This window comes from Pseudanabaena sp. SR411 (genome assembly GCF_002251945.1).
GTDB lineage: Bacteria > Cyanobacteriota > Cyanobacteriia > Pseudanabaenales > Pseudanabaenaceae > Pseudanabaena.
This window is the reverse complement of sequence record NZ_NDHW01000060.1, coordinates 22494-44264: the sequence shown is the minus strand read 5'-3', so window position 1 is coordinate 44264 and position 21771 is coordinate 22494. Positions and strand designations below refer to the sequence as shown.

18 protein-coding genes are annotated in these 21771 nt (G+C 43.8%); 12 read left to right on the top strand and 6 right to left on the bottom strand.

The annotated features are described in order from the left end of the window. Nucleotides 1-17 precede the first annotated feature (17 nt). The 8 genes from B9G53_RS26680 (at nt 18) to B9G53_RS04345 (ending at nt 9202) form a co-directional block, all read left to right on the top strand. Entirely contained in the window at nt 18-209 is a 192-nt protein-coding gene (locus tag B9G53_RS26680) for a hypothetical protein (protein ID WP_141211705.1), read from the top strand. Nucleotides 210-298: 89 nt separating this feature from the next. Further along, complete coding sequence (locus tag B9G53_RS04370; RefSeq protein ID WP_094529564.1) at nt 299-2992, top strand: cyclic nucleotide-binding domain-containing protein; 2694 nt, start codon at nt 299-301, stop codon at nt 2990-2992. 5 nt (nt 2993-2997) lie between these two features. Then, on the top strand, nt 2998-3942 hold the full coding sequence (gene cysK, locus B9G53_RS04365; RefSeq protein WP_094529562.1) for a cysteine synthase A: 945 nt from the start codon (nt 2998-3000) through the stop codon (nt 3940-3942). A 166-nt stretch (nt 3943-4108) separates the two neighbouring features. Next, on the top strand, nt 4109-4234 hold the full coding sequence (locus B9G53_RS28365; RefSeq protein ID WP_254923548.1) for a hypothetical protein: 126 nt from the start codon (nt 4109-4111) through the stop codon (nt 4232-4234). Nucleotides 4235-4281: 47 nt separating this feature from the next. After that, a complete protein-coding gene (locus B9G53_RS04360; protein WP_094529560.1) occupies nt 4282-4878 on the top strand; it encodes an antibiotic biosynthesis monooxygenase in 597 nt (198 codons plus the stop codon). Between the two features lie 175 nt (nt 4879-5053). After that, nucleotides 5054-5899: a hypothetical protein gene (locus B9G53_RS04355; RefSeq protein ID WP_094529557.1), complete on the top strand. Its 846-nt coding sequence runs from the start codon at nt 5054-5056 to the stop codon at nt 5897-5899. A 103-nt stretch (nt 5900-6002) separates the two neighbouring features. Then, complete coding sequence (locus B9G53_RS04350; protein ID WP_094529555.1) at nt 6003-8012, top strand: hypothetical protein; 2010 nt, start codon at nt 6003-6005, stop codon at nt 8010-8012. A 59-nt stretch (nt 8013-8071) separates the two neighbouring features. Continuing rightward, the gene (locus B9G53_RS04345) at nt 8072-9202 is read left to right on the top strand and encodes a CO2 hydration protein (RefSeq protein WP_094529553.1); all 1131 of its coding nucleotides are present in this window, start codon (nt 8072-8074) and stop codon (nt 9200-9202) included. A 74-nt stretch (nt 9203-9276) separates the two neighbouring features. Here B9G53_RS04345 and nadB read toward each other — a convergent pair whose 3' ends face one another. The 4 genes from nadB to ispF form a co-directional block, all read right to left on the bottom strand. Next, nucleotides 9277-10869 (bottom strand): L-aspartate oxidase, encoded by a 1593-nt coding sequence (nadB, locus tag B9G53_RS04340; RefSeq protein ID WP_094529551.1) that lies wholly within the window; start codon nt 10867-10869, stop codon nt 9277-9279. Nucleotides 10870-11083: 214 nt separating this feature from the next. Further along, nucleotides 11084-11767: a hypothetical protein gene (locus B9G53_RS04335; protein WP_094529548.1), complete on the bottom strand. Its 684-nt coding sequence runs from the start codon at nt 11765-11767 to the stop codon at nt 11084-11086. 152 nt (nt 11768-11919) lie between these two features. Further along, the gene (locus B9G53_RS04330) at nt 11920-13725 is read right to left on the bottom strand and encodes an ABC transporter substrate-binding protein (protein WP_254923547.1); all 1806 of its coding nucleotides are present in this window, start codon (nt 13723-13725) and stop codon (nt 11920-11922) included. Nucleotides 13726-13842: 117 nt separating this feature from the next. Next, nucleotides 13843-14322 (bottom strand): 2-C-methyl-D-erythritol 2,4-cyclodiphosphate synthase, encoded by a 480-nt coding sequence (gene ispF, locus B9G53_RS04325; protein ID WP_094529546.1) that lies wholly within the window; start codon nt 14320-14322, stop codon nt 13843-13845. Between the two features lie 242 nt (nt 14323-14564). Between ispF and xdhA the strand changes: the two genes are divergently transcribed. The 3 genes from xdhA to B9G53_RS04310 all read left to right on the top strand — a co-directional run bounded on the left by xdhA (nt 14565) and on the right by B9G53_RS04310 (nt 19346). After that, complete coding sequence (gene xdhA / locus B9G53_RS04320; RefSeq protein ID WP_254923546.1) at nt 14565-15980, top strand: xanthine dehydrogenase small subunit; 1416 nt, start codon at nt 14565-14567, stop codon at nt 15978-15980. Nucleotides 15981-16043: 63 nt separating this feature from the next. Continuing rightward, the gene (gene xdhB / locus B9G53_RS04315) at nt 16044-18374 is read left to right on the top strand and encodes a xanthine dehydrogenase molybdopterin binding subunit (RefSeq protein WP_217901504.1); all 2331 of its coding nucleotides are present in this window, start codon (nt 16044-16046) and stop codon (nt 18372-18374) included. A gap of 3 nt (nt 18375-18377) precedes the next feature. Continuing rightward, nucleotides 18378-19346 carry an XdhC family protein gene (locus B9G53_RS04310; RefSeq protein WP_094529544.1) on the top strand — a complete coding sequence of 323 codons (969 nt, stop codon included), beginning with the start codon at nt 18378-18380 and terminating at the stop codon, nt 19344-19346. Between the two features lie 216 nt (nt 19347-19562). Here B9G53_RS04310 and B9G53_RS04305 read toward each other — a convergent pair whose 3' ends face one another. After that, entirely contained in the window at nt 19563-20546 is a 984-nt protein-coding gene (locus B9G53_RS04305) for an ATP-binding cassette domain-containing protein (RefSeq protein ID WP_094529542.1), read from the bottom strand. Between the two features lie 289 nt (nt 20547-20835). Between B9G53_RS04305 and B9G53_RS04300 the strand changes: the two genes are divergently transcribed. Beyond that, complete coding sequence (locus B9G53_RS04300) at nt 20836-21207, top strand: PleD family two-component system response regulator (protein WP_094529540.1); 372 nt, start codon at nt 20836-20838, stop codon at nt 21205-21207. Between the two features lie 43 nt (nt 21208-21250). Here B9G53_RS04300 and B9G53_RS04295 read toward each other — a convergent pair whose 3' ends face one another. Further along, nucleotides 21251-21763 carry a phosphate-starvation-inducible PsiE family protein gene (locus tag B9G53_RS04295; protein ID WP_094529538.1) on the bottom strand — a complete coding sequence of 171 codons (513 nt, stop codon included), beginning with the start codon at nt 21761-21763 and terminating at the stop codon, nt 21251-21253. Between the last annotated feature and the right edge of the window lie 8 nt (nt 21764-21771).

Below are 21771 nucleotides of genomic sequence, written 5' to 3'. Positions count from 1 at the left end.
AAGATTCTCAAGTATAAATGCTATTTCTCAATATTTTGATAGTTTATCACTTGCCTGAATCCATACCCATGAGCGATCGCTTCTTACCACATAACTATAGCAATCCTAAATGGTTTGTGGAAGGACACCCCGATGGGGTGTCCTTCCACAAACCAAAAAAATCCACAAATGATATAGGACTGCTATATATCAATACAGTTTCAGAATAGAACGTACAAACACGAAAAGCAAAAGCATACTTGTTATAAGTTCTTGGGCTAAATTTATTAGCTAGGTGATTGGATGGTAATGTGAAACTATGGTTTCTACAATTAATTCGCTTTCATTATCTTCTTCAGAATATCTACCCTTGGGCGCAGGGATAGAGGGTTTGCCGCATCTAAATCTAGATGTGGCTGAGGAATGCGGCAATTGGTTGAAGTTTCATCGACTGTGGGGACAGTTACCCGATCGCACTTTGCAAGATATCGCGAGATCGCTGCATTTATTTAAAGTGGAAGCAGGCACGATTATCTATCAAGCTAATCAACCTGCGATCGGGTTGTATCTGATGAAATGGGGAGCCGTAGAAATTTATCGAGTTTCTTCAATTGGCAAATCGCAGATCCGTCCGCGCAGTGCAGGAGAGCTATTTGGCTATGTGACCCTGATCGCTAAGCTCAAGGAGGGTAAACATCAAACTCAGGCGATCGCCATTACCAACAGCGAGGTCTGGTTTCTACCCCAAGCGCAGTTTTGGCAATTGATGCAGCAACATCCTGAAATGGAACACCTCTTCAATACCCTCTTAGCCCAAGACTTAAATGCCTATAGTACTCGCATTGCTAAAGAACAACAGCGCATTCAAGGTTTGCAGTCCTACATTCAAGCAGTTCCTAAACATAAAGCGATCATTGGCAACAGCAAGGCAACTCAAAAGTTAAGCGAACAGATTGATCGCGCCGCCACAACCCTACAACCGATCGTTTTTCAAGGACAAGCGGGAACTGGTAAAACTTTTCTGGCAGGGCTAATTCACGATCGCTCTTGTTTTGCCGATCAACCATTTACGGAGCTAGACTGTGCCAAGTTACCGCGATCCGCCGATGGTCGCTTAGATACGGATTTATTGTTTGGTCGAGTCGGTTTGAGAGAAGGAATTCTGGAGTTATTAGAACGGGGAACTCTCTTACTAAATAATTTTCAGATTTTGAGTGAAGGCGATCGCACAAGGATTATCCATTACCTCAAAGCAGGAACAATTTTACCCAATCACGGCGTGAGTGGTGCTGGGACGCTCACCAATGAGCCACCGAAATCGATCCAGTCTTGGGTGCGCTTAATCCTCGCCTCTCCAGACAAAATAGATGTACCCGCCGACCTAGATATCATTTCGATCAAACTCTTTAGCCTGCCGCAGCGCAAAGCCGATATTCCCGATTTTGCGCGTTACTTCCTGTCCGAGATTTGTCAAGAACAGAATCGTCCATTATTGGAACTAGATCAATCGGAAATGCGGCGGCTGATTAGCTATGATTATCCAGGGAATCTGGCGGAATTAGCCGAAATTCTGCACCGTGCAGTGATCATGACTCCCATCACCCAAGCAGTAATTTCCGAACAAGCTCTCTGGTCAGTACAATCTTCTAAAAATGCCTTTCGTGTTGATCTGCTGACTGATGTACCTTGGTTACGGCACATCCTGCTCAGCCGTTGGTATCCCGAAGGAATCTGGTATGTGATGATGGCGTTTTTTGTACCTGTGACGATCGCAGGTTTCCTTGGGCCGCAAACGAGAGATAGCAGTATTACTCTCAATCTATTTTGGGCTTGGTGGTGGCCGGGGTATTTGCTGCTGTTTGTGTTTATCGGTCGTCTTTGGTGTGCCGTTTGTCCATTTATGATTACCGCCGAATGGATCAGGCGATTTTCTCTCTGGATCTTCCCCCGTCAGCAACTCACTTGGAATACCCAATGGCTGAATCGTTGGGGCGCTTGGCTTTTATTTGGCGGCTTCGTGGCAATTTATCTCTGGGAAAAATTATGGGATTTACCCCACCATGCGGCGCTTTCGGCTTGGCTATTACTAGCGATTACCGCAGGAGCTGTGATCTTTAGCCTCATTTACGAACGGCGGCTCTGGTGTCGCTACCTCTGTCCCATTGGCGGCATGAATGGAATGTTTGCCAAACTGGCGATGGTGGAAGTACGGGCAACTCAACAGGTCTGTGGCAGCCAATGCAGTACCTTTGGTTGTTACAAAGGCAGCGCCGCCACCAACCTTACGTTTGCTGATGCCCTTCCCACCGAGGGACAAGCTACGGGAGGCTGTCCGCTCTATTCCCATCCTGCTCAATTACAGGACAACCGCGACTGTATACTCTGTATGACTTGCATGAAAGCTTGTCCCAATCGTTCTGTCCAACTAAATTTACGCTTTCCTACCTCTGATTTACTGGAAAATCATCGCGCTTTTGGTGCGGAAGTAGCTCTGCTATTACTTCTCTTGGGTGGTGTATTGATGCACCATAGCCACAGGATTCTCGGTTGGTTAGGATTTGGTTCAGTGCCTGTAGATGCTGACCATTTATTGCCGAGTACGGCTATCGCCCTAACTTTGTTAAGTATTCCGGCCCTATTGACCTATTTAACCCATGAGATCGCCCGTAATCTTGATCCTAAACAACCTGAATATTTACAAGTTATCTATGCCTATCTGCCCTTAACCCTCGCGGCAAACCTAGCCCATTACATTCCTGCGGCAATTACGGAAGCTGGGCGGGGCTTACCCGTTTTAGCGAGAACCTTGGGCTACGGTGGTGAGAATTTATTCACCCTCACTTGGAGTTTAGAAGTTGCCCAGTTTTTGCAAGGCGTGACTCTTCTTTCCGCTGTTGTATTTAGCATCTATCCACTACTGCGAATCACAGGGCGATCGCTTCTTAGTAATCTGCCACATCTGCTCTTAATAATGGGTTTTACCTTCTTTTTCTTTCAATTAATGGTCTTTTAATCACCATGCCCATCTATCACGATATTACGGAAGTCATTGGACATACACCCCTGCTCAGACTCAATCGCTTGCCGCAGGAAATGGGTTGCGTTGCCGAAATTGTCTTGAAAATGGAAGGAATGAATCCTGCTAAATCGGTGAAGGATCGCATTGCCATTAGTATGATCATGGAAGCAGAACAGGCTGGCTTAATTCAACCGCATCATTCCACAATTATTGAAGCCACTTCTGGGAATACTGGTATTGGTTTAGCAATGGTTTGTGCGGTCAAAGGCTATCGGTTAATTTTGGCGATGCCAGAGAATATGAGTGCGGAAAGACAAAAACTTTTGCAAGCCTATGGAGCAGAGGTAGTCTTGACTCCTGCGATCGCCGATATGCAAGGAGCGATCGCTCATGCTAATCAGTTATTAATGACGATTCCCAAGGCTTTTTCTCCCCACCAATTCAGCAATCCTGCTAATCCCAAAATCCATTACCACACCACAGGCGTAGAGATTTGGGAAGATACTGATGGCGCGATCGCGGCGCTAGTAGTGGGCGTTGGCACTGGTGGCACACTTACGGGGGCAGGTTGCTATCTCAAACAAAAAAATCCCCAGATCCAGATTATTGCAGTTGAGCCATCGGATAGTGCCGTGCTAAGCGATCAACCTGCCCATCCGCATAATATTCAAGGTATTGGCGCGGGTTTTATTCCCGATGTTTTGCGTGTCGATCTGATCGATGAAATTGCGATCGTCACGGAAACTGAAGCCTATGAGACAGGAAGACAGTTAGCCCAAAAGGAAGGAATCTTAAGTGGAATTTCTACAGGTGCAGTAGTTCATGTAGGTTTACAATTAGGAAAGCGATCGCAATATCAAAATCAACGTATCGTGATCATTCAGCCCAGTGCAGGAGAGCGCTATCTGAGTACTGCCATGTGGAAAGATGGTAAATTGCTATAGATTTGATTTTAACTTCAACTCGTTGGAACAATTTTGGGACAGGTTCAACCAGTATGACTTTCCCGTTGCTGTTTAATAAGTACTTGTGCAAAATTACCCAAACCCGTAAAGTTGCGCCCCGCAGGGGTGCAACTTTACGGGTTTGGGTTTGTAATAATGTATGGGATTGAGGTCGTCCCCTATCGAGGAAGAGACGATCTTAGAAAAATTGCGGAAGATGGGAGTAGATTATGCTCAGGGTTATGCGATCGCCTGTCCAATTCCCATTAACTTTCAACTTATGACTTTATAGTTTAGATTTTATAATCAGACCAGCCTTACTAATTTAGTGGTAAATCTATGCAGCCTTTTGGACAACAAAGCGATCCAATTACCTTAGTCATATCCGAAGTTGTTGAACCAAACCTCATAGAAGAATATGAAGCTTGGACAAAAGGGATCAATCATTCAGCCCAACAATTTGAGGGATTTATAGGGGTTGAAGTCATTCGTCCACGCGATCATCAATATCCTGAATATGTGGTCATCGTTAAGTTTGACAACTATGACCATTGCAAAAATTGGCTAACTTCACCTGTTTATCAAGAATGGATGCAGAGTTCTCAAACATTTATATCTAAGCGATCGCAACAACATCAGCCAAATGGATTAGAACTATGGTTTACCTTGCCTAAAAGTAAGATCGGCAGTCCTAAAGAGCCTCCCTATTACAAACAGGTAATTATTGGCGTGATTACGGTATATCCTTTAATCTTACTTGCCAACTTGCTCCTAACTCCATTTCTACAAGGACTACCTGCGTTATTAGGCTTACTTATTTCGGTGATCTTTGTATCTGCTTTGCTGACCTATCCAGTTATGCCATATTTAACCAAAATATTAGCCTTTTGGCTCTACCCCTCACCATCGAAACGAACTAAAAAAGCAAGAAGGTAATATCTTAATAAAGATGAGGATTAGGATGGGCGGCGCTTTGCGCCGCCTATCCTAATAATTGGGTTTCATGCCCCATTGACTTTCTTGTTTTTTATTAGCGATCGCTATATTTCGGCTTTATAATTGCGATGTAATAATCATTAAATTGCGATCGCGATAAATTCAAGAGGATTAAATGGTAAATATTGGTTATCATTCAGCAAAACTTCAAGGTAATTTTTTCCGATCTATTTACAAATCTAGTCTTCCAAGTTTAGTTAGTTTTCCGATCGCCCAAGAACGTCAAGTCCCCATCAAAGTTTATGCGCTATCCTGTGAAAGAGACTTACCTGAACAAGTGGCAAGTCTGCGCTCTTTCCTTCGTCATGTGGGAATTCCTAAAGCATTTACGATTATGTCTGATGGAAGTTATACTGAAAAGAGCATTCAGTTACTTAAACGGGTTCATCCCTGTGTAGATGTCCAGCTATTAACCAAATTCCAAAGAGATGACTTACCTCAATCGGTCTATGAATATGCATCGCAGCAAGCTATGGGCAAGAAGTTAGCCGCACTGATGTCTATTCCCATTGATGATGCAACACTTTATACTGATTCTGATATTTTGTTCTTTGAAGGGGCTTCTGATTTAGCTGATTTAGCGACTTCTGGAGATATGCATACTTATTACTTGCCTGACTGCAAAAACTCCTTAGACAAGCGACTTATTTATGAGGATATCGAACAGCAAGAACCAATTAATGCTGGATTTATTCTCTTCAAGAAACCCTTGGATTGGGATGAATCTGTACAAAGATTGGCAAAGCTACAAGAACTTCCCAATTATTTTTCTGAGCAAACCATTGTCAATTTAACAATCAAACGGAATCATGGCAATGCCCTTGCTCGTGACAAATATATTATGAATGTTGATGATCAATTTATCTATCCAGATAAGTTTGCCTCGAAACAAATTGCTATGCGACATTATGTCAGCGATATTAGACATAAATTTTGGCAGTCAGTTTTCTCTAAGCCATAGGTCAATAGCAACCAATTTTTTGATGACGCGGCAAAGCCGCGCCATCAAAAAATTGGTTCTTTACCCCCTATCCTAATTTCCAATTCTTTATTTCATTCTTTATATGCCACAAATAGCTAGCTTTGATATCTTTGATACTCTGCTCACCAGATTAGTAAGCGAACCCACGGAGATTTTTAAAATCTGTGGCGATCGCGCTGTGCAGTATGGCTGGATTAATTTCTCGGCTGATACTTTTCGTGAGGTTAGAATTCAGGCTGAACAGCGATCGCGTTTGTTTTATGAAGGTGGTGAAGTTAATCTGGATGAAATCTATCGCGAGATTAACAATACTTTAGAAATTGCGACAGAGACTATCGATAAACTCAAGAATTTGGAACTAGCGGTAGAAACGGAATATCTAATCGCCGTCCCTAAAGCTTATCAATTGATAGAACAAGCAAGGCGATCGCATCCTAATATTTTGTTTCTATCGGATATGTACTTACCTGAAGCCTTTTTGGAAAAGCAACTGAAGCAGCATGGCTTTTGGCAAGAAGGCGATCGCTTGTATGTCTCTTCACAATGGCGCAAGTCCAAAGGAATAGGGGATCTGTTTTTAACAGTTTTAGAAGATCTGCAACTGAGTCCCCAAGATCTAACTCACATTGGCAATAGTCATTCCTCTGATGTTGCTAGCCCTAGTTCACTAGGGCTTAATTCTATCTATTTTCAGGATGCTAATCCTAATCGCTATGAATTAATACTGCAAAAGTATGCCAATGCTACGAATGGAGTTACTTCTTTGTGGGCAGGTATATCTCGCTATACACGCCTAACCAGAGACACTAAAACACCCAAAGAGTCAATCATTCGCGATATTGCCGCTTCAGTTGCTGCGCCTATTTTAACAGCCTATACAATTTGGATTTTGCAACAGGCTAAAGTGAAACAACTTGCTCGGATCTACTTCTTAGCAAGGGATGGTGAAATGTTGCTGCAAATTGCCAAGGAACTTGCTCCGAAGATCTATCCAGAATTGGAACTGCGTTATCTCTACGTCAGTCGTCAGGCTCTGAGGATGCCAGGGTTAACAAAGGTTAACAAAGCTTTTTGGGAATGGATGTTTGATGATACGACTATTTTCACGATTGATGCTCTCATAGCTCGAATGTGTCTTGATCGCCAATCTGCTCAGCCAATTTTTGAGCCACTGGGATATTCCTGTGAAACTTGGCAAAAAAATTTATCGGCGAAAGAAAGAATCTCACTGCGAAATAAATTAGAAAAGAATGAATCTTTACAAGAATTAGTTCTTCAGATTGCTGAGCGAAAGCGTGAAGTTTTAAAAGCATATTTAGATCAGGAAAAAATGCTTGATGGACAAGCCTTTGGTTTAGTGGATGTGGGTTGGCGTGGCAGTTTGCAACTTTCTTTAGAAAATGCCTTTGAGATATTTGGCACGAGAATGCCCGTTGGATTCTATTTTGCCTTGGACAAACCTACAGGCGGACTCAAGCATAAAGGAGAAGTACTCGCTTTTTTCTTTAACTTGAATAACTCTGTAGGACTTCGTAATGACATCGACTATCGCTATGTTTCGGCGATGGAAGTTTTTTGTGCAGGTTGTGAAGGCACAACTCTTGACTATGCTTTGCAGACAGATGGTTCTGTGGTTCCCCTGCTCAAGCATACTCACAATCAACCTGCTCTAGATTGGGGGCTAAAGGCTTTTCAACAATCTGTAATTACTTTTGTGCAGCATCTGGTAGAGCGATTGCCTACGGATTTTTCTTTCGATAATTCTCCAAAATTATTGCGGGAAGCCTTAGACGAAATGTTTCTTACTTTTAACAACTCACCAACTCAACAAGAAGCAGAAGCATTTATGGATTGTCCATTTTTTGATGATCCTAACGAGCTTTATCATTTTTATTGGGCAATGCCTTTGCGTTTAGTCGATGTTGTTAAATATGCGATCGCTAGAAGTGATGGCTTTAATCGGCATCGCAACGCATGGAGTGAGGCAAGTCTGCAAGTTAGCTCTCCACTGGTCAAAAAATTAGTACCCTTGGCGATTATTCAACGAAAGCTGCTGAAGCGTTTAAAAAAATTGTTAAAACCCAATAAGTAAGGTTGGCTTAGCCAACCTTACTTATTGGGTTTTAGGCAGAAGCATTGTAAAATTTGGTTATGAGTGTATTGAGTCAAAACAAAACTATTGAACCAGCCCTTGCTGCGGTGAAGCAACGCCTAGAATCAGGTGGTGCATTGCTTCCAGATTCTCCTGAAAACTTGCTAGAGGTTGTTGGTATCCTCAAAAGTTATGGTGTTGTACTAGGTGAATATTATAGGAATCTCACCTATATTTCTGAGCATCAGTTTCTTGCCTTTTTCCCGTTTTTTAAGTTCTTTAATGGAGACTTCTCCCTAAATAAACTTGGTCATCATTGGTGGCACGATCGCATCAATTTTGAATTTGCCGAATATTGCATGAAAGCAATGTTTTGGCATGGTGGTGGTGGTCTAGATGCTTACTTGGACTCCGCAGATTTTAAACAACGCGCTCAATTAGCGATCGCTGCCAAATCTGCACGTAATCCCTTGATGGCGGTGCTGCATCGATTGTTTCCAGATTTTTTGCTAGAGCAAGTGCGTCTGATGACCTACTACAGCGCTCTAGGATATTTCTGGTCGTTTATGTCGCCAATGTTTTTAGAATTAAGCGATCGCTATGATCGTGGTGAAATCAAAAGCATTCCTGACGTTGTTAAGCATGTTCAAGATGGTCTAGTTGCTGCTGCTGGCGTACCTTATATCTATAAAGTCACGATCAATGGCGAAGATTACGAAATTGTGCCTGTGTCGGCAAACCTAACCTTCTTAATGGATACGGCTGTTCCCTATGTGGAGGCGGTATTTTTCCGATCCTTCCCATTCCGTGGCACAGTTTCCTACAATGCACAGGAACATCAAATTTCTACAGAAATTTCGCAATTTAATTATGGTGTTCTCTATGCCGATCCTTTGCCCGTAGGTGGTGCAGGGATTCCACCTACCTTACTCATGCAAGATATGCGACATTTTCTGCCCAACTATTTGCATGAGGTTTATCAACAAGGAGATCGCGGCGAAGAGGATTTGCTAGTTAAGATTTGTCTGTCGTTCCAAAAGTCAATGTTTTGTGTCACTACAGCCGCCCTACGTGGTTTAGCACCCCATCCTTTTGAAACTGAAGATCCGCAAGAAAGACAAGCTAATGATAAATTTCTAGCTCCTTGGTTAGCACGTCTATCGCAATCGCAGTTATATACATTGCAATAAATCCAATTAAGTACGCGTGGCAAAGCCCCGCAAACTTAAAAGATAAAAGCAGCGCTTCGCGCTGCTTTTATCTTTTAAGTTTGTATAGGTAACAAAGCAGGCGATCGCCTGATCTCTTGACCTTCGATAATTGTATGTGCCTGCCAACTCGGATCAGGATCAGGAAAATCCGAACGAAAATGTGCGCCACGACTTTCGGTGCGAAATAGAGCTGATCGCACTAATAAATAAGCATAGTCAGCTAAATTTCGAGTTTCAATCCATAAACGTGACGGTTCGGCAAGTTGGGTTAACTCAGCTTGCCATGTGCAGATTTGTGTTAAAGCGATTTCTAAATCCGATTGAACTCGACTGATGCCCGCCGCTTGCCAGCTTAGATTTTGAATTGCAGATTTAATATTTTGAATAGTCGCTGAATTGCCATGATCTGCTAATTTGGGAGCGATCGCCTTTGGAGTCTTAAAAATCTGAGTTGGTTGAGAACAAACCTGTTCAGCCAAGCGTTCCCCAAAAACGAAGCATTCTAATAGGGAATTACTTGCTAAACGATTAGCACCATGTACGCCCGTACTAGCGGTTTCGCCGACTGCATATAGCCCCTCAATGGAAGTAGCTCCATAAGAATCCACAACTATACCTCCCATGCAATAGTGAGCAGCGGGAGTGACAGGTATTGGTGTGGAGAAAATATCAATTTGCCACTGTTGACAGATTTTGATGATATTTGGAAATCGATGGGCAATTCTCTCTCTAGAAATTGACTGTAAATCCAGAAATACTGTGGGTTCTTTGGTCTTCTGGAGATGGTTAAATATGGCGCGACTGACCACATCACGAGGCGCAAGTTCTCCTTGAGGATGATAATTAAAGGCAAAGCGATCGCCTTTATGATCAATCAAGTGCGCTCCTTCACCCCTTACCGCCTCACTGATTAAAAACCTTGGAGCATTGGCTAAAGCAAGGGCAGTGGGATGAAACTGCACAAATTCCATATCTCGGATTAAAGCTCCTGCTCGCCAAGCGATCGCCACCCCATCACCTGTACTTGAGGGTGGATTGGTATTTTGCGAAAATACCTGAGCGCCGCCGCCTGTCGCCAAAACCACTACAGGCGAAATTAAGCAACCTATTTCCTGATTTTCTTCTAGATAAAAAACACCACCGCAGCGACTCTGTTGCATGTAGAGATCTAAAACTAGGGTTTGACTTAAAACCTGAATACTGGGATTTTGTAATACGGCTGCTGCAAGCTTAGATACTAGCGCTCGACCTGTAGTATCTGCTGAGTGCAATACTCTGCGTTTGGAGTGAGCTGCTTCTAAGGTTAGGGCAAGGCTACCGTCCTCAGTACGATCAAAATCAACACCTAAGGCGATTAGGTTCTGAATTTGGCGAGGTGCAGCATTAACTAGTACATCTACTGCCTCGACTTCACACAGACCCACACCAGCAATCAAGGTATCTTTGCCATGAAATTGGGGAGCATCATCTTTATCAACAACTGCGGCAATTCCACCCTGCGCCCAATCACTAGCTGAAGTTGACAAGTTATCTTTAGTCACTAAACCAATCTGCCAGTTTGGTGCTAGGTCTGCGAGTCGCAGGGCAGTATAAAGTCCAGCAGCACCGCTGCCGATGATCAAAGCATCAAACCTTGTTTGGTTCATCAAGTAAAGCCAACTTATCAATTAATGAATATTATCCCATTAGATCTTGGACTTACGCAGTCCTGCTCTAAGAGTGCAGGCTAAAATCTCAAACCTGTTTCAATAGGTTAATTACAGCAATTACCGATCAACTCAAGGCAAGAAATTTTTGAAAAGTTTTGCAAAGCAAAACTTTTCAAAAATTTCTTGCTTTGGTTGTCATTCCCTAAATTCTTCAATTTGGTATCAGTTGTTTTTCTTCTAGGGTAGTAGATTGTAAATCAGGTAGAGGAATAGCTGAGGAATTGTCCGCGATCGCAGGGACAACATCTTTTGTAGGTAGCGTTATTTCTGTGACTGGATATAGCCACCATGCAAATAACCTCGTCATTTGCGGCATGAGGAGATAAGTCATCGTTGGCACAGCGATCGCTGTCACAAAGGCTACGCGCAAGACTAGAGGCAGTATCCCCAAAAAATGTTGAAAAACCACCGAAATACCCGTAATTAAAGGGAACACAGCCAACCAACTTACTAAAGCCATTTTGTACCTAGGCGGCGGCGTAATCGTGGGTTTTCCTGGTAGCGTAAACCAAGTTTCTAAACCAGTTAACACCTGAATTTGAGGCGGACTAATCGTAAGCGGTTCGGCGATCGCAAACCAGTACTGACGCTCGGCTGAAGATTCCCATAGTCGTAAATTACTCAGACGATCAAACTTAAAAATGATGCGATATTCTGGATCATCGGCATTGACAGGACGAAAAACATTGCTGCCCAGATAGCCAGAAAATTGTCCACAAGTATTGGTAACTCCAGTCAAAAAGGCTTCAAATTCTGCCTTGCATTCTGGTTTGACTCGTCGAGCGATCGTTACTGTAACCGAAGGATCATTAAGCTTTTGCTGAGTTTCCGACATGATCAAACTTCTCCTTGCTATGACATCTTAAAGCGCTTTGCGCTTAAACCCGAACCAAGAATTTTTGTAAAAGTATTGCAAAGCAATACTTTTACAAAAATTCGTTTGATTCGTTTGATCGGTAATTGTCGCGTAGCAATGCTCTTCATTACTTAGGATTTCAGTTTTAATTGTTCTACATTCCATAATGCTCCCGTCACGCCTGTACTGCCAGCTAGTGACGATGGTTGGGCATTCTCTACGCGATCGCGTACAGCAACTAAGTATAAAGGCATCGTTAAATGGATGAGGGGTAATTGTTCCTGAACTAATTGTTGATATTCGGCATAGATAGCCTTGCGCTTAGTTTCATCCAGTTCCTGTGCGCCTTGGATCATCAAAGAATGAATTCTCTTTTCCCAATCAGCAACTTCGCGACCTGGGAAAGGTGGCTCATCACCAACTGGTCCCTTATTAAACATATGGGAATCACCATCGGTTGCCCAAAGATTAATTGCACTATTGGGTTCAGCACCTCCAGTAAAGCCAAGAATCGTTGCATCCCATTGCTTCGAGTTGTCGAGCTTATCGGAGATAATCCGAAAATCAACAGGATTGAAGTCAATCTTCATGCCAATTTTTTCCAAGTCACTTTTTATTTGCGCTCCCATCGCAACTCTACCACCCGCAGGAGCTAGCAAAGTAAAGCGCACAAGATTACCTTCAGCATCGAGGAGTTGTTGTTCAGAATTATATTTATATCCTGCTTGCAAGAGAATCTCTTTGGACTTTTCAGGTTGATAATCATAAACCTTAAGTCCTTTTTCAGGAGGGAAGAAATAGGGACTAGGGATAGAAACTGGTGAATTTTGGGTTTGGGCTAAACCTCGCGACAGGTTGGTAATCATCGCTTCGCGGTTAAGAGCATAGGCGACAGCACGACGAAAGTTAACATCATTAAACCATTTGGATTTTTTCGGCTCAACAAAAGGTTCATTAGTTTTCGGATTTTTGCCCTTATTGAGGTTGAACATGATGAATGCTTGACCTGTGGCGGGGCCAGCATTATAAATTTTGTAGCGATCGCGTTGTTCAAAACGTTTCAACAATTGGAAGTCTTCACCTCGGAGACGATACATATCTAGCTCTTGCGATCGGAATCGTAGCAGAGCTGTATCTGGTGATTCTAAAATCTGCATTACAAATTGCTCGATATAGGGCTTTCCCTTCCGCCAATAATAGGGATTAGGTTTATAGATCACCCGTTCTGAAGGTCGATATTCTTGGATCATATAAGCACCACTGCCAACTAATTGACTAACAGGTGTACTCAGAGTCCATGTTTCGAGAAACTTTAATTTCTTATCTGGCGCGTTAGGATCTTCTTTGAGAGTTGGTTCAAAGACATGTTTGGGCAAAACGCCGATGCCGCCTAATGTGCGGAGAGCAGGCGCAAAGGGTTCGCTCAGTAAAAAAGAAATGCGGCGATCGTCAAGCTTCTCAACCTTGGGAAGAGTCTGCGATTGTCCAACTCGGAGGACATCACGAGTACCAGTGGGAATCTTCTCATTGAAGAGAATATTTTGATAGGTAAAGAGAACATCATCAACGGTGAGTGGTTGACCATCTGACCATTTCAGATCAGGACGCATCGTGAAAATAAGTTGTTTGCCATCCTGCTGAAATTCCCATTTTTCGGCTAGTTCGGGTTCTAACTCTTTTGTAATTGGATTCTCCGAAATCAAGCCAGTGAGGGTATAGCCAATCACAATACCACTATAGGCATCCTGCACAAGCACTGGATTAAAAGTTTTGATATCACTATCAAGTGGAACTACGAGTCGATTTTTGAGGGCTTCTGGTTTGACCGCGCAACCCCAAAGCAGCAGCGAACACATGCCGATCAGTAGCAGCAAGACGATTGCTTTCCATTGTTTCACCTTGGTTCGTTTCTGAATGCTTCTTCTCACGATCGCCATCTTCCCTAAAAAATAAACAAAGTAAACATTAAGATCAAAAGCTTTTAGCTACTAACTATTTTTGTAGCGCGGCGAAGCCGCGCCACAAAAATGGTTCTTTATTTTACTGCGAAGCCCTTAGCTTTTAGCTAATAAAACTACTGCATGAACGGCGATCGCTTCTTTCTGTCCGATCGCATCCATGCCTTCGTTAGTAGTCGCCTTCACACTGACACAATCAATTGGTAAATTCATCGCTTGGGATAGGCGATCGCGCATAGCCTTAATGTGGGGTTTGAGTTTTGGGGCTTCAGCAATCACCATTGCATCAAGATTATTCACGCGCCAACCCTGTGCGCTAATCAATTCCTGTACCTGCTGCAAGAGCATGATGCTGTCGGCTCCAGCCCATTTCGGATCAGAGGGTGGAAAATAATGCCCAATATCTCCAAGGGCAAGCGCTCCCAACATTGCGTCCATGATCGCATGGGTTAGTACATCAGCATCGCTATGTCCCAGTAATCCTTTTTCATAAGGAATTTCGACTCCTCCAAGGATCAGGCGGCGATCGCTAACGAGTCGGTGCAGGTCATAACCATTGCCAATACGGATATTCATAGATGAGTAGCTAAGTTTAACTATTCATAATATAGCAAGGCAAGTTTTGCTGAGGACAAAACCCAAAAGAGTAATGGCGGCACGAAGCGCCGCTATTACTCTTTTGGGTTTTGTGCTGATTAATTAACGATATTGATCTTTTGTATCTTGGCGCACTTTAAACAGAGTCTATTCATTCATTAATAAATTTGTATTGACCTGTCAATTTTCTCTATTAAGTAAGGCTAAGTAAGGCAATTCCCGTGACTCAACAGGTGACTGCTCCCATAACTGATTTTACATTTACCCTTAACGGTGCAAAAACTCACGTAAAAAATCTTGCGCCCACGATGACACTGCTGCACTATTTACGACAAAACGGCTATGTGGGCACAAAAGAGGGTTGTGGAGATGGTGACTGCGGGGCTTGCACGGTAGCGATCGTTGGTCAAGATAGTCATGGGCAGCCTCAATATCAAGCGGTGAATAGCTGTTTAGTCCCTCTTGGCGCGATCGCGGGACGCGAGGTCATTACTGCCGAAGGGATCGCCAATGGTCAATTACATCCAGTCCAAGCAGCGATGGTAGAGATGGCTGGATCTCAGTGTGGCTACTGCACCCCCGGTTTTATTATGAGTATGTTTGCGGCTTACTATAATCACAGTCTAGGTGATGATATCTGCATTGAGGGTAATCTCTGTCGCTGTACGGGCTATTTACCAATCCGCAAAGCCGCGCAACTATTGGCGAAAAATAATGCCGATGATCATTTTAGTACAGCGCTAGTTAGCAAAACTTCTGATTTGGCAGCGATCACTTATACAGGAAGTGAGCAACAATTTTATCGTCCTATTGAGCTAGCGGAAGCATTGCAACTACTTCAGCAGTACCCTGAAGCAACATTGGTGGCAGGAGCAACGGATTTAGGGCTAGAAATGAGTTGGCATCGGCGCACCTATTCCATCTTAATTTCCTTAGAGGGAATTACAGCGCTTAAGCAAATCCGCCAAACCGATGACTATGTGGAGATAGGATCGGCTGTACCCCTCAGTCACATTGAAGATTTGCTGCATGGGATTTTCCCAAGTCTTGATGAAATGCTGCATTGGTTCGCCGCGCGACAGGTACGCAATCGGGCGACCCTCGGCGGTAATATTGGCACTGCTTCCCCCATTGGTGATTTGCCACCTGTGTTATTAGCCCTTGATGCATCCGTGAAGTTGGTGAGCATTGATGGCGATCGCAGTTTATTACTGGCGGATTTTTTCAAAGGCTATCGACAAACAGAACTAAAACAAGGCGAGATTATCCATTCTGTAAAGATTCCTAAAACGATTACTTCTGGAGCAACGAAACGGCTTAGTCAGTCCTACAAAATTGGTAAACGTGGTACGGACGACATCAGCATTGTTGCGGCTGCTTTTGTAATTGATCTTGATGATCAGCAGAATATTCTCCATGCCCGTCTCGCCTATGGTGGTGTCGCGGCAACTCCGATACGAGCGATCGCGATTGAGGAAATGCTCATCGGTCACCCTTGGACAATGGCAACTGTGCGATCGGTAAAACCTGCTCTGCATGAAGCATTTACCCCCTTGAGTGATCTGCGTGGCAGTGCCAATTATCGCAAGATGTTAGTAGGCAATCTGTTTGAGAAGTTTTTTGTTGAACATACATAGCAGTTGAAGCGAAACTTCAACTGCTACCTTGTGGATTTTTTGTAGATATGGAAGGAATAGAAAATGACGATTACCGATCAGAAAGTTAGCAACCAGAAAAGCCATGAAAGCGCCGTTGGTCATGTCAGTGGCAAGGCTGTCTATACAGATGACCAGAGATTACCCGCAGGAATGTTATCACTCTATCCTGTGTTATCACCCCATGCCCGTGCCAAAATCACCAAACTCGATTGTACCGCCGCCCATGAAGTCGCAGGCTTAGTCACAATTCTTACGGCTGATGATGTACCTGGGGAGAATAATACGGGTGCGATCGTTCACGATGAAGTGATGCTGCCAACGGATGAAGTAAGCTACTGGGGACAGGTAGTAGTTTGGGCAGTCGGCGAAACTGAAGAAGCAGCTCGTCAAGCCGCCGCCAAAGTAATTGTCGAATATGAACCTTTACCCGCAATTCTCAGTATTCAAGAAGCGATCGCTGCCGATAGTTACCATCTCGACAAACGGGTGATCAAGCGTGGTGAAACTGATACGGCTCTCCAAAATAGCGATCGCACGCTCCAAGGTGAACTAGAAGTAGGTGGACAGGATCATTTCTATCTAGAGACCCATACCAGTTGGGTAGTTCCCGATGGCGAAAATGGTTACAAGGTCTATAGCTCAACGCAGCATCCTAGCGAAACTCAAGTAATCGTGGCAAGGGTTTTGGGTTTACCCAATAGTCATGTCGTTGTTACCTGTCTGCGGATGGGTGGAGCATTTGGTGGCAAAGAATCTCAGGCTAATCCCTTTGCGGCGGCGGCGGCTGTAGCCGCACATAAAACTGGTCGCCCAGCCAGAGTCAGCCTGCGCCGACATCAAGACATGATCGTTACAGGCAAGCGGCATAATTTTTTGGGTAAATACCAAGTGGGCTTTACTAATGAGGGGCTAATTACGGCGATAAAAGCTGAGCTATATGCTGAGGGTGGTTGGAGTCTAGACCTCTCACCGCCTGTATTGATGAGAGCAATGATGCATATCGACAATGCCTACTATGTTCCTCATTTGGAAGTACAGGGATGGATTGCAAAGACTAATCGGGTGTCGAATACGGCTTATCGTGGTTTTGGTGGACCACAGGGGATGATCGTCTGTGAAGAAATCATCGATCGCATAGCACGCACTCTTGGGTTGCCACCCGAAGTAGTCCGCGAACGGAATTTCTATCATGGCACTGGCGAAACTAGCACCACGCATTACGGACAGGATATTGTCCATAATCGCATCGCTCGCGTATGGTCAGAAGCAAAAGAGAAATCGCGTTTTAGCGATCGCCAAGCTGAGATTGCTCAGTTCAACCAGACTAGTGCCTATAAAAAGCGCGGCATTGCCATTACACCCGTTAAGTTTGGCATTTCCTTTAACAAAACTGAATATAACCAAGCAGGCGCATTGGTGCTGATTTACACTGACGGCAGCATTCAGGTGAATCACGGTGGCACAGAAATGGGACAGGGGCTGCACACAAAGATGCTCCAAGTTGCAGCGAAGTCCCTCGGTGTCAAACTTGAACGCTTTCGGATCATGCCCACCAGTACCGATAAAGTTCCCAATACATCGGCAACTGCTGCTTCTAGTGGTTCCGATCTCAATGGACAAGCGGTCAAGGCAGCCTGTGAGACTCTCCGTAACCGCATGGCAACCGTTGCTGCAAAAATGCTCAATCTCGATGCCCCTGAAGACCTTGTTTTCGAGGATGATTGGATTTATTGCCGCACCTACCCCAGCGCCAGAATTGCTTTTGATGAAGTCGTAAAACGCACCTACAGCGATCGCATTAGTCTCTCTGCAAACGGCTTTTATCGCACGCCGAATATTTTTTGGGATGCCAAGCTAAATAAAGGTCGCCCCTTCTATTATTTCTCCTACGGAACGGCTGTTAGTGAAGTGGAAGTCGATGGATTTACAGGAACATTCAAGTTAAGACAGGTGGATCTTGTTCAAGATGTGGGCGAATCGATTAATCCATTACTAGACAAAGGACAAATCGAAGGTGGATTTGTGCAGGGTATGGGCTGGCTGACGATGGAGGAATTGGTCTGGAATGACCAAGGACGCTTACTCACCTTTGCTCCTAGCACTTACAAAATCCCCACGGTTAGCGAAGTCCCCGAACAGTTTCATGTACATCTATTGGAAAGAGCCGCCCAAGACGGTGTGATTTTTGGCAGTAAAGCGATCGGGGAGCCGCCATTTATGTTAGCGATGTCAGTCAGAGAAGCAATTCGCAATGCTGTCGCTGCCTTTGGTAAGGCTAGCCAAGTATCATTGGCAATTCCCGCAACTCCCGAAGCGACCCTCTGGGCAATTGAAGCTGTGAAATCTGATTCTCTCACTGCGGTAAAAGCCTGACCTATGATTTACGAAGATCTTCTAATCGCCCTTAGTCAAGGGGCAGTGGTTGTTGCGACCATAATTAGCTCCAAAGGCTCAGTACCGCGAGAAGTAGGCGCGAAAATGCTCATTACCAGCGATCGCTGCATTGATACTATCGGTGGTGGTGCAGGAGAAGCGAAGGTAATCTCTCAAGCCAGAGAAGTTTTACAAAGTGGCAAGAAAACACTGGTAGAAATTGACCTTACTGGTGCACCCAATCGTCAGACTGAAGGGATTTGTGGCGGATGGATGCAGATCTTGTTAGAGCGCTGGCATGGAGAAGAAGCGATCGCTCTGGTTGAGCAGATCCTTGCATCACTAAAATTGGGGCGATCGCTTACTTTGGTTACTTCTTTTGGTGATGCACATCCATATTTAATTAAGGAAAAAGGAGAAAGGAAAAAGGAAAAAGGAGGGGAGTGGTTTATTGAGGTTTTGGAGCCTGCACCGATGCTGCTAATCGTGGGTGCGGGGCATGTGGGGGAACAACTTGCTAAGGTTGCACATTTGAGCGGCTTTCGGATTGCGATTCAGGATGATCGTCCTGAATGGGCAAATCTAGAACGATATCCTCAAGCAGCTTTCATTTATTCGCATATCGATCAAGCTTTAACCGAATTATCAAATCATGGCTCTCTCTATGTTGCGCTAGTCACAAGAGGCTATCGTTATGATTTGGAAGCTCTAACAGCTTTACTCAATCGCGATTTACCCTGTTCCTATATCGGGATGATCGGTAGCGATCGCCGAGTTAAGGAGGTTCTTGAGCAAGTTAAACAAATAGGAATCTCCACGGAGAAATTACAATTTGTTTATGCTCCCATTGGTTTAGATATTGGTGCGCTAACACCTGCGGAGATAGCCGTCAGCATTAGTGCAGAGTTAATCATGTTGCGGCGTGGCGGCACTGGGCGATCGCTATCCTGCGATTTTAAAGATATCAGTTGAGACTACTGATCTATACTCCCTGCCCAGTGAAAGAAATAGCGTTGCGGCGCTTCGCGCCGCAACGCTATTTCTTGGTTTTATATGTCTATTTCTTCGGTGGGAAGGGAGTAAGAGCGTGTTTGAGAGGTCAATATGCACATTTTATGACTTGTTGTGTGTACACCGTAACCCAAAAAACAGAGGCGGCGCGAAGCACCGCATCTATTTTTTGGGTTCTTAAACACTTCCAGCACGAAATACACGACCAATTACTTCTTCGATCGCAGGTTCATTTACCGACAAATCTAGAATCTCTAATTCGGCAAGGATTTGAGAAACAACCTTAGTCAAATTTTCTCGTGGCACTAAAAAGCAAACCGCTTGACCATCGATATTTAGGATTTGCCCATATTTTTGTAAATCCTCGCGATCGCCTATCGGTTGGGCTAACTCCACCCGCACTTCCCGATAGGGTGCAAAGTTATCATGCAAGCCGTCAAGACTACCATCATAAATTAGCCCTCCCTCATGAATCAGTAACACCCGTTTACATAGCGCCGTGATGTCCGCCATATAGTGACTTGTCAGCAAAATCGTCGCTTGGTAGCGCTGATTATATTCCCGCAAAAATTCTCGTACACTTGCCTGAGCATTAACATCTAAGCCTAAGGTTGGCTCATCTAAAAATAAAACTTGGGGTTGGTGCAATAAAGCAGCTAATAATTCGGCTTTCATCCGCTCACCAAGGGAGAGCTTTCGCATGGGTTGCGTGAGTTTACCCTCCAGCGATAACATCTCTGTGAGTTCACCGAGGCGATGTTTAAATACTTTTTCAGGAATGTCATACACCGCCGCATTCATTTTTAAGGAATCTAGGGCTGGCAGATCCCAAATTAATTGCTGTTTCTGCCCCATTACTAAAGTAATTTTTTGTAAAAAACTGGGATCTCGCCGAAAGGGAATATGTCCGGCCACTTGGACATGCCCCGATGAAGGATGGATTAAACCTGTTAGCATTTTCAGCGTTGTGGTTTTACCTGCACCATTTGGTCCCAAAAAACCAACTATTTCACCTGAGGCGATCGCAAAGGAGATATCTTTAACCGCCGCGATCGCCCGATATTGACGATGCCAAAAGTGTCGAAGAGTGCCAACTATTCCCGCATCTTTGACGGCAATGTTATAAATTTTGCTCAAACCTTCAACTGTAACCATTGCCATAACGCTCTAACCAAGATGCATTCTGATATACTGTCAACAATATCGATGACTTTTATTGATATTGGTTATTGATTTTAGATAAAGTTGACTCAACAACTCTGTAAAGACACAATCGAAAAACAGTTAATGTTGAGTAGGCAATATTCTTAACCTTATCTTATTTTTAAGGTTTTAGAAATTTTATGATTGCATTAGCAATTGATCGTTCTAAACTGACTTAATTCTCAAAGGTATTGAGTTTTGATGACGATACACGCTAACGCACAATTGGAAAACAAGGAAAGCAGTCATGGTAAAAGTCCTCGTAGTGGACGATAGTCCGATGGTGTTGGAGATGGTCTCGGCACATTTAAAGCAACATGGTATGGAAGTTACGGAAGCAAACAACGGTGCTGAGGCAGTAGAAAAGCTCAAAGCTTTAACACCCGATCTCGTTGTTACTGATGTGGTCATGCCTCAAATGAATGGTTATGAGTTATGCCGTTGGATCAAAAATAATGCCTCTACGAAGGATGTACCCGTAATTATGTGTACAACCAAAAGTGAGGAATTTGATAAGTATTGGGGCATGAAACAGGGAGCAGATGCTTATTTAACTAAGCCTTATCATCCACCTGAATTAATCAAAACCATTAAACAGTTACTTAGTCAGGTCAAATAAATCAAATCAAAATAGAAAAGGGGGGTGCTAAGCACCCCCTTTTCTATTGACGCTCTTTGAGTCGTTGTGATGCTTTTTGTTCGGGATCAATGCCTTCAAAGGTCGGGGGGAGCCAGACCCGAACGATTAAAAGTACTGCCAAGGCAACTAAGAAGGCACAGGTTGCTAATATCTGTTTCCATTCGACTTCTAGTAACCCTTTGACAATTACTTCCCGCAAAACCGAAACAATTGTTACTTCTACGGAAACACCAATCGATACTCGTTGTTCTTGGAGATAAATAATTAATAGGCGAAATAATTCCACTAAAATGAGGATAAATAAAATATCGGCAGTGACTTCGTGAAAGCGCAAAGTCGTAACTAACGATAGGAAAGTCTGCTTAAGTTGCAACACCATGACGCAGAATAGCCCAATACATAGAGAAATCGCGATCGTGTCTTGGACTAGCTCTAATGTTTTGACAACACGACAACGCAGAGTAGTTTGGTATTGGTTTGGAGTGATTGGGGCTTTATCAATATGAGCGTCAATTAATTTATTTGACTGTTGCATGTCTAAAA

Excerpts from the sequence above, each read along its gene's own strand:
- B9G53_RS04360 (WP_094529560.1), top strand. The coding sequence starts at position 4,282 with ATGCAGCCTTTTGGACAACAAAGCGATCCAATTACCTTAGTCATATCC.
- B9G53_RS04335 (WP_094529548.1), bottom strand. The coding sequence starts at position 11,767 with ATGTCGGAAACTCAGCAAAAGCTTAATGATCCTTCGGTTACAGTAACG.
- B9G53_RS04370 (WP_094529564.1), top strand. The coding sequence starts at position 299 with ATGGTTTCTACAATTAATTCGCTTTCATTATCTTCTTCAGAATATCTA.
- B9G53_RS04330 (WP_254923547.1), bottom strand. The coding sequence starts at position 13,725 with ATGGCGATCGTGAGAAGAAGCATTCAGAAACGAACCAAGGTGAAACAA.
- B9G53_RS04355 (WP_094529557.1), top strand. The coding sequence starts at position 5,054 with ATGGTAAATATTGGTTATCATTCAGCAAAACTTCAAGGTAATTTTTTC.
- nadB (WP_094529551.1), bottom strand. The coding sequence starts at position 10,869 with ATGAACCAAACAAGGTTTGATGCTTTGATCATCGGCAGCGGTGCTGCT.
- B9G53_RS04310 (WP_094529544.1), top strand. The coding sequence starts at position 18,378 with ATGATTTACGAAGATCTTCTAATCGCCCTTAGTCAAGGGGCAGTGGTT.
- ispF (WP_094529546.1), bottom strand. The coding sequence starts at position 14,322 with ATGAATATCCGTATTGGCAATGGTTATGACCTGCACCGACTCGTTAGC.
- B9G53_RS04295 (WP_094529538.1), bottom strand. The coding sequence starts at position 21,763 with ATGCAACAGTCAAATAAATTAATTGACGCTCATATTGATAAAGCCCCA.
- B9G53_RS04300 (WP_094529540.1), top strand. The coding sequence starts at position 20,836 with ATGGTAAAAGTCCTCGTAGTGGACGATAGTCCGATGGTGTTGGAGATG.
- xdhB (WP_217901504.1), top strand. The coding sequence starts at position 16,044 with ATGACGATTACCGATCAGAAAGTTAGCAACCAGAAAAGCCATGAAAGC.
- B9G53_RS04350 (WP_094529555.1), top strand. The coding sequence starts at position 6,003 with ATGCCACAAATAGCTAGCTTTGATATCTTTGATACTCTGCTCACCAGA.
- cysK (WP_094529562.1), top strand. The coding sequence starts at position 2,998 with ATGCCCATCTATCACGATATTACGGAAGTCATTGGACATACACCCCTG.
- B9G53_RS04345 (WP_094529553.1), top strand. The coding sequence starts at position 8,072 with ATGAGTGTATTGAGTCAAAACAAAACTATTGAACCAGCCCTTGCTGCG.
- B9G53_RS26680 (WP_141211705.1), top strand. The coding sequence starts at position 18 with ATGCTATTTCTCAATATTTTGATAGTTTATCACTTGCCTGAATCCATA.
- B9G53_RS04305 (WP_094529542.1), bottom strand. The coding sequence starts at position 20,546 with ATGGCAATGGTTACAGTTGAAGGTTTGAGCAAAATTTATAACATTGCC.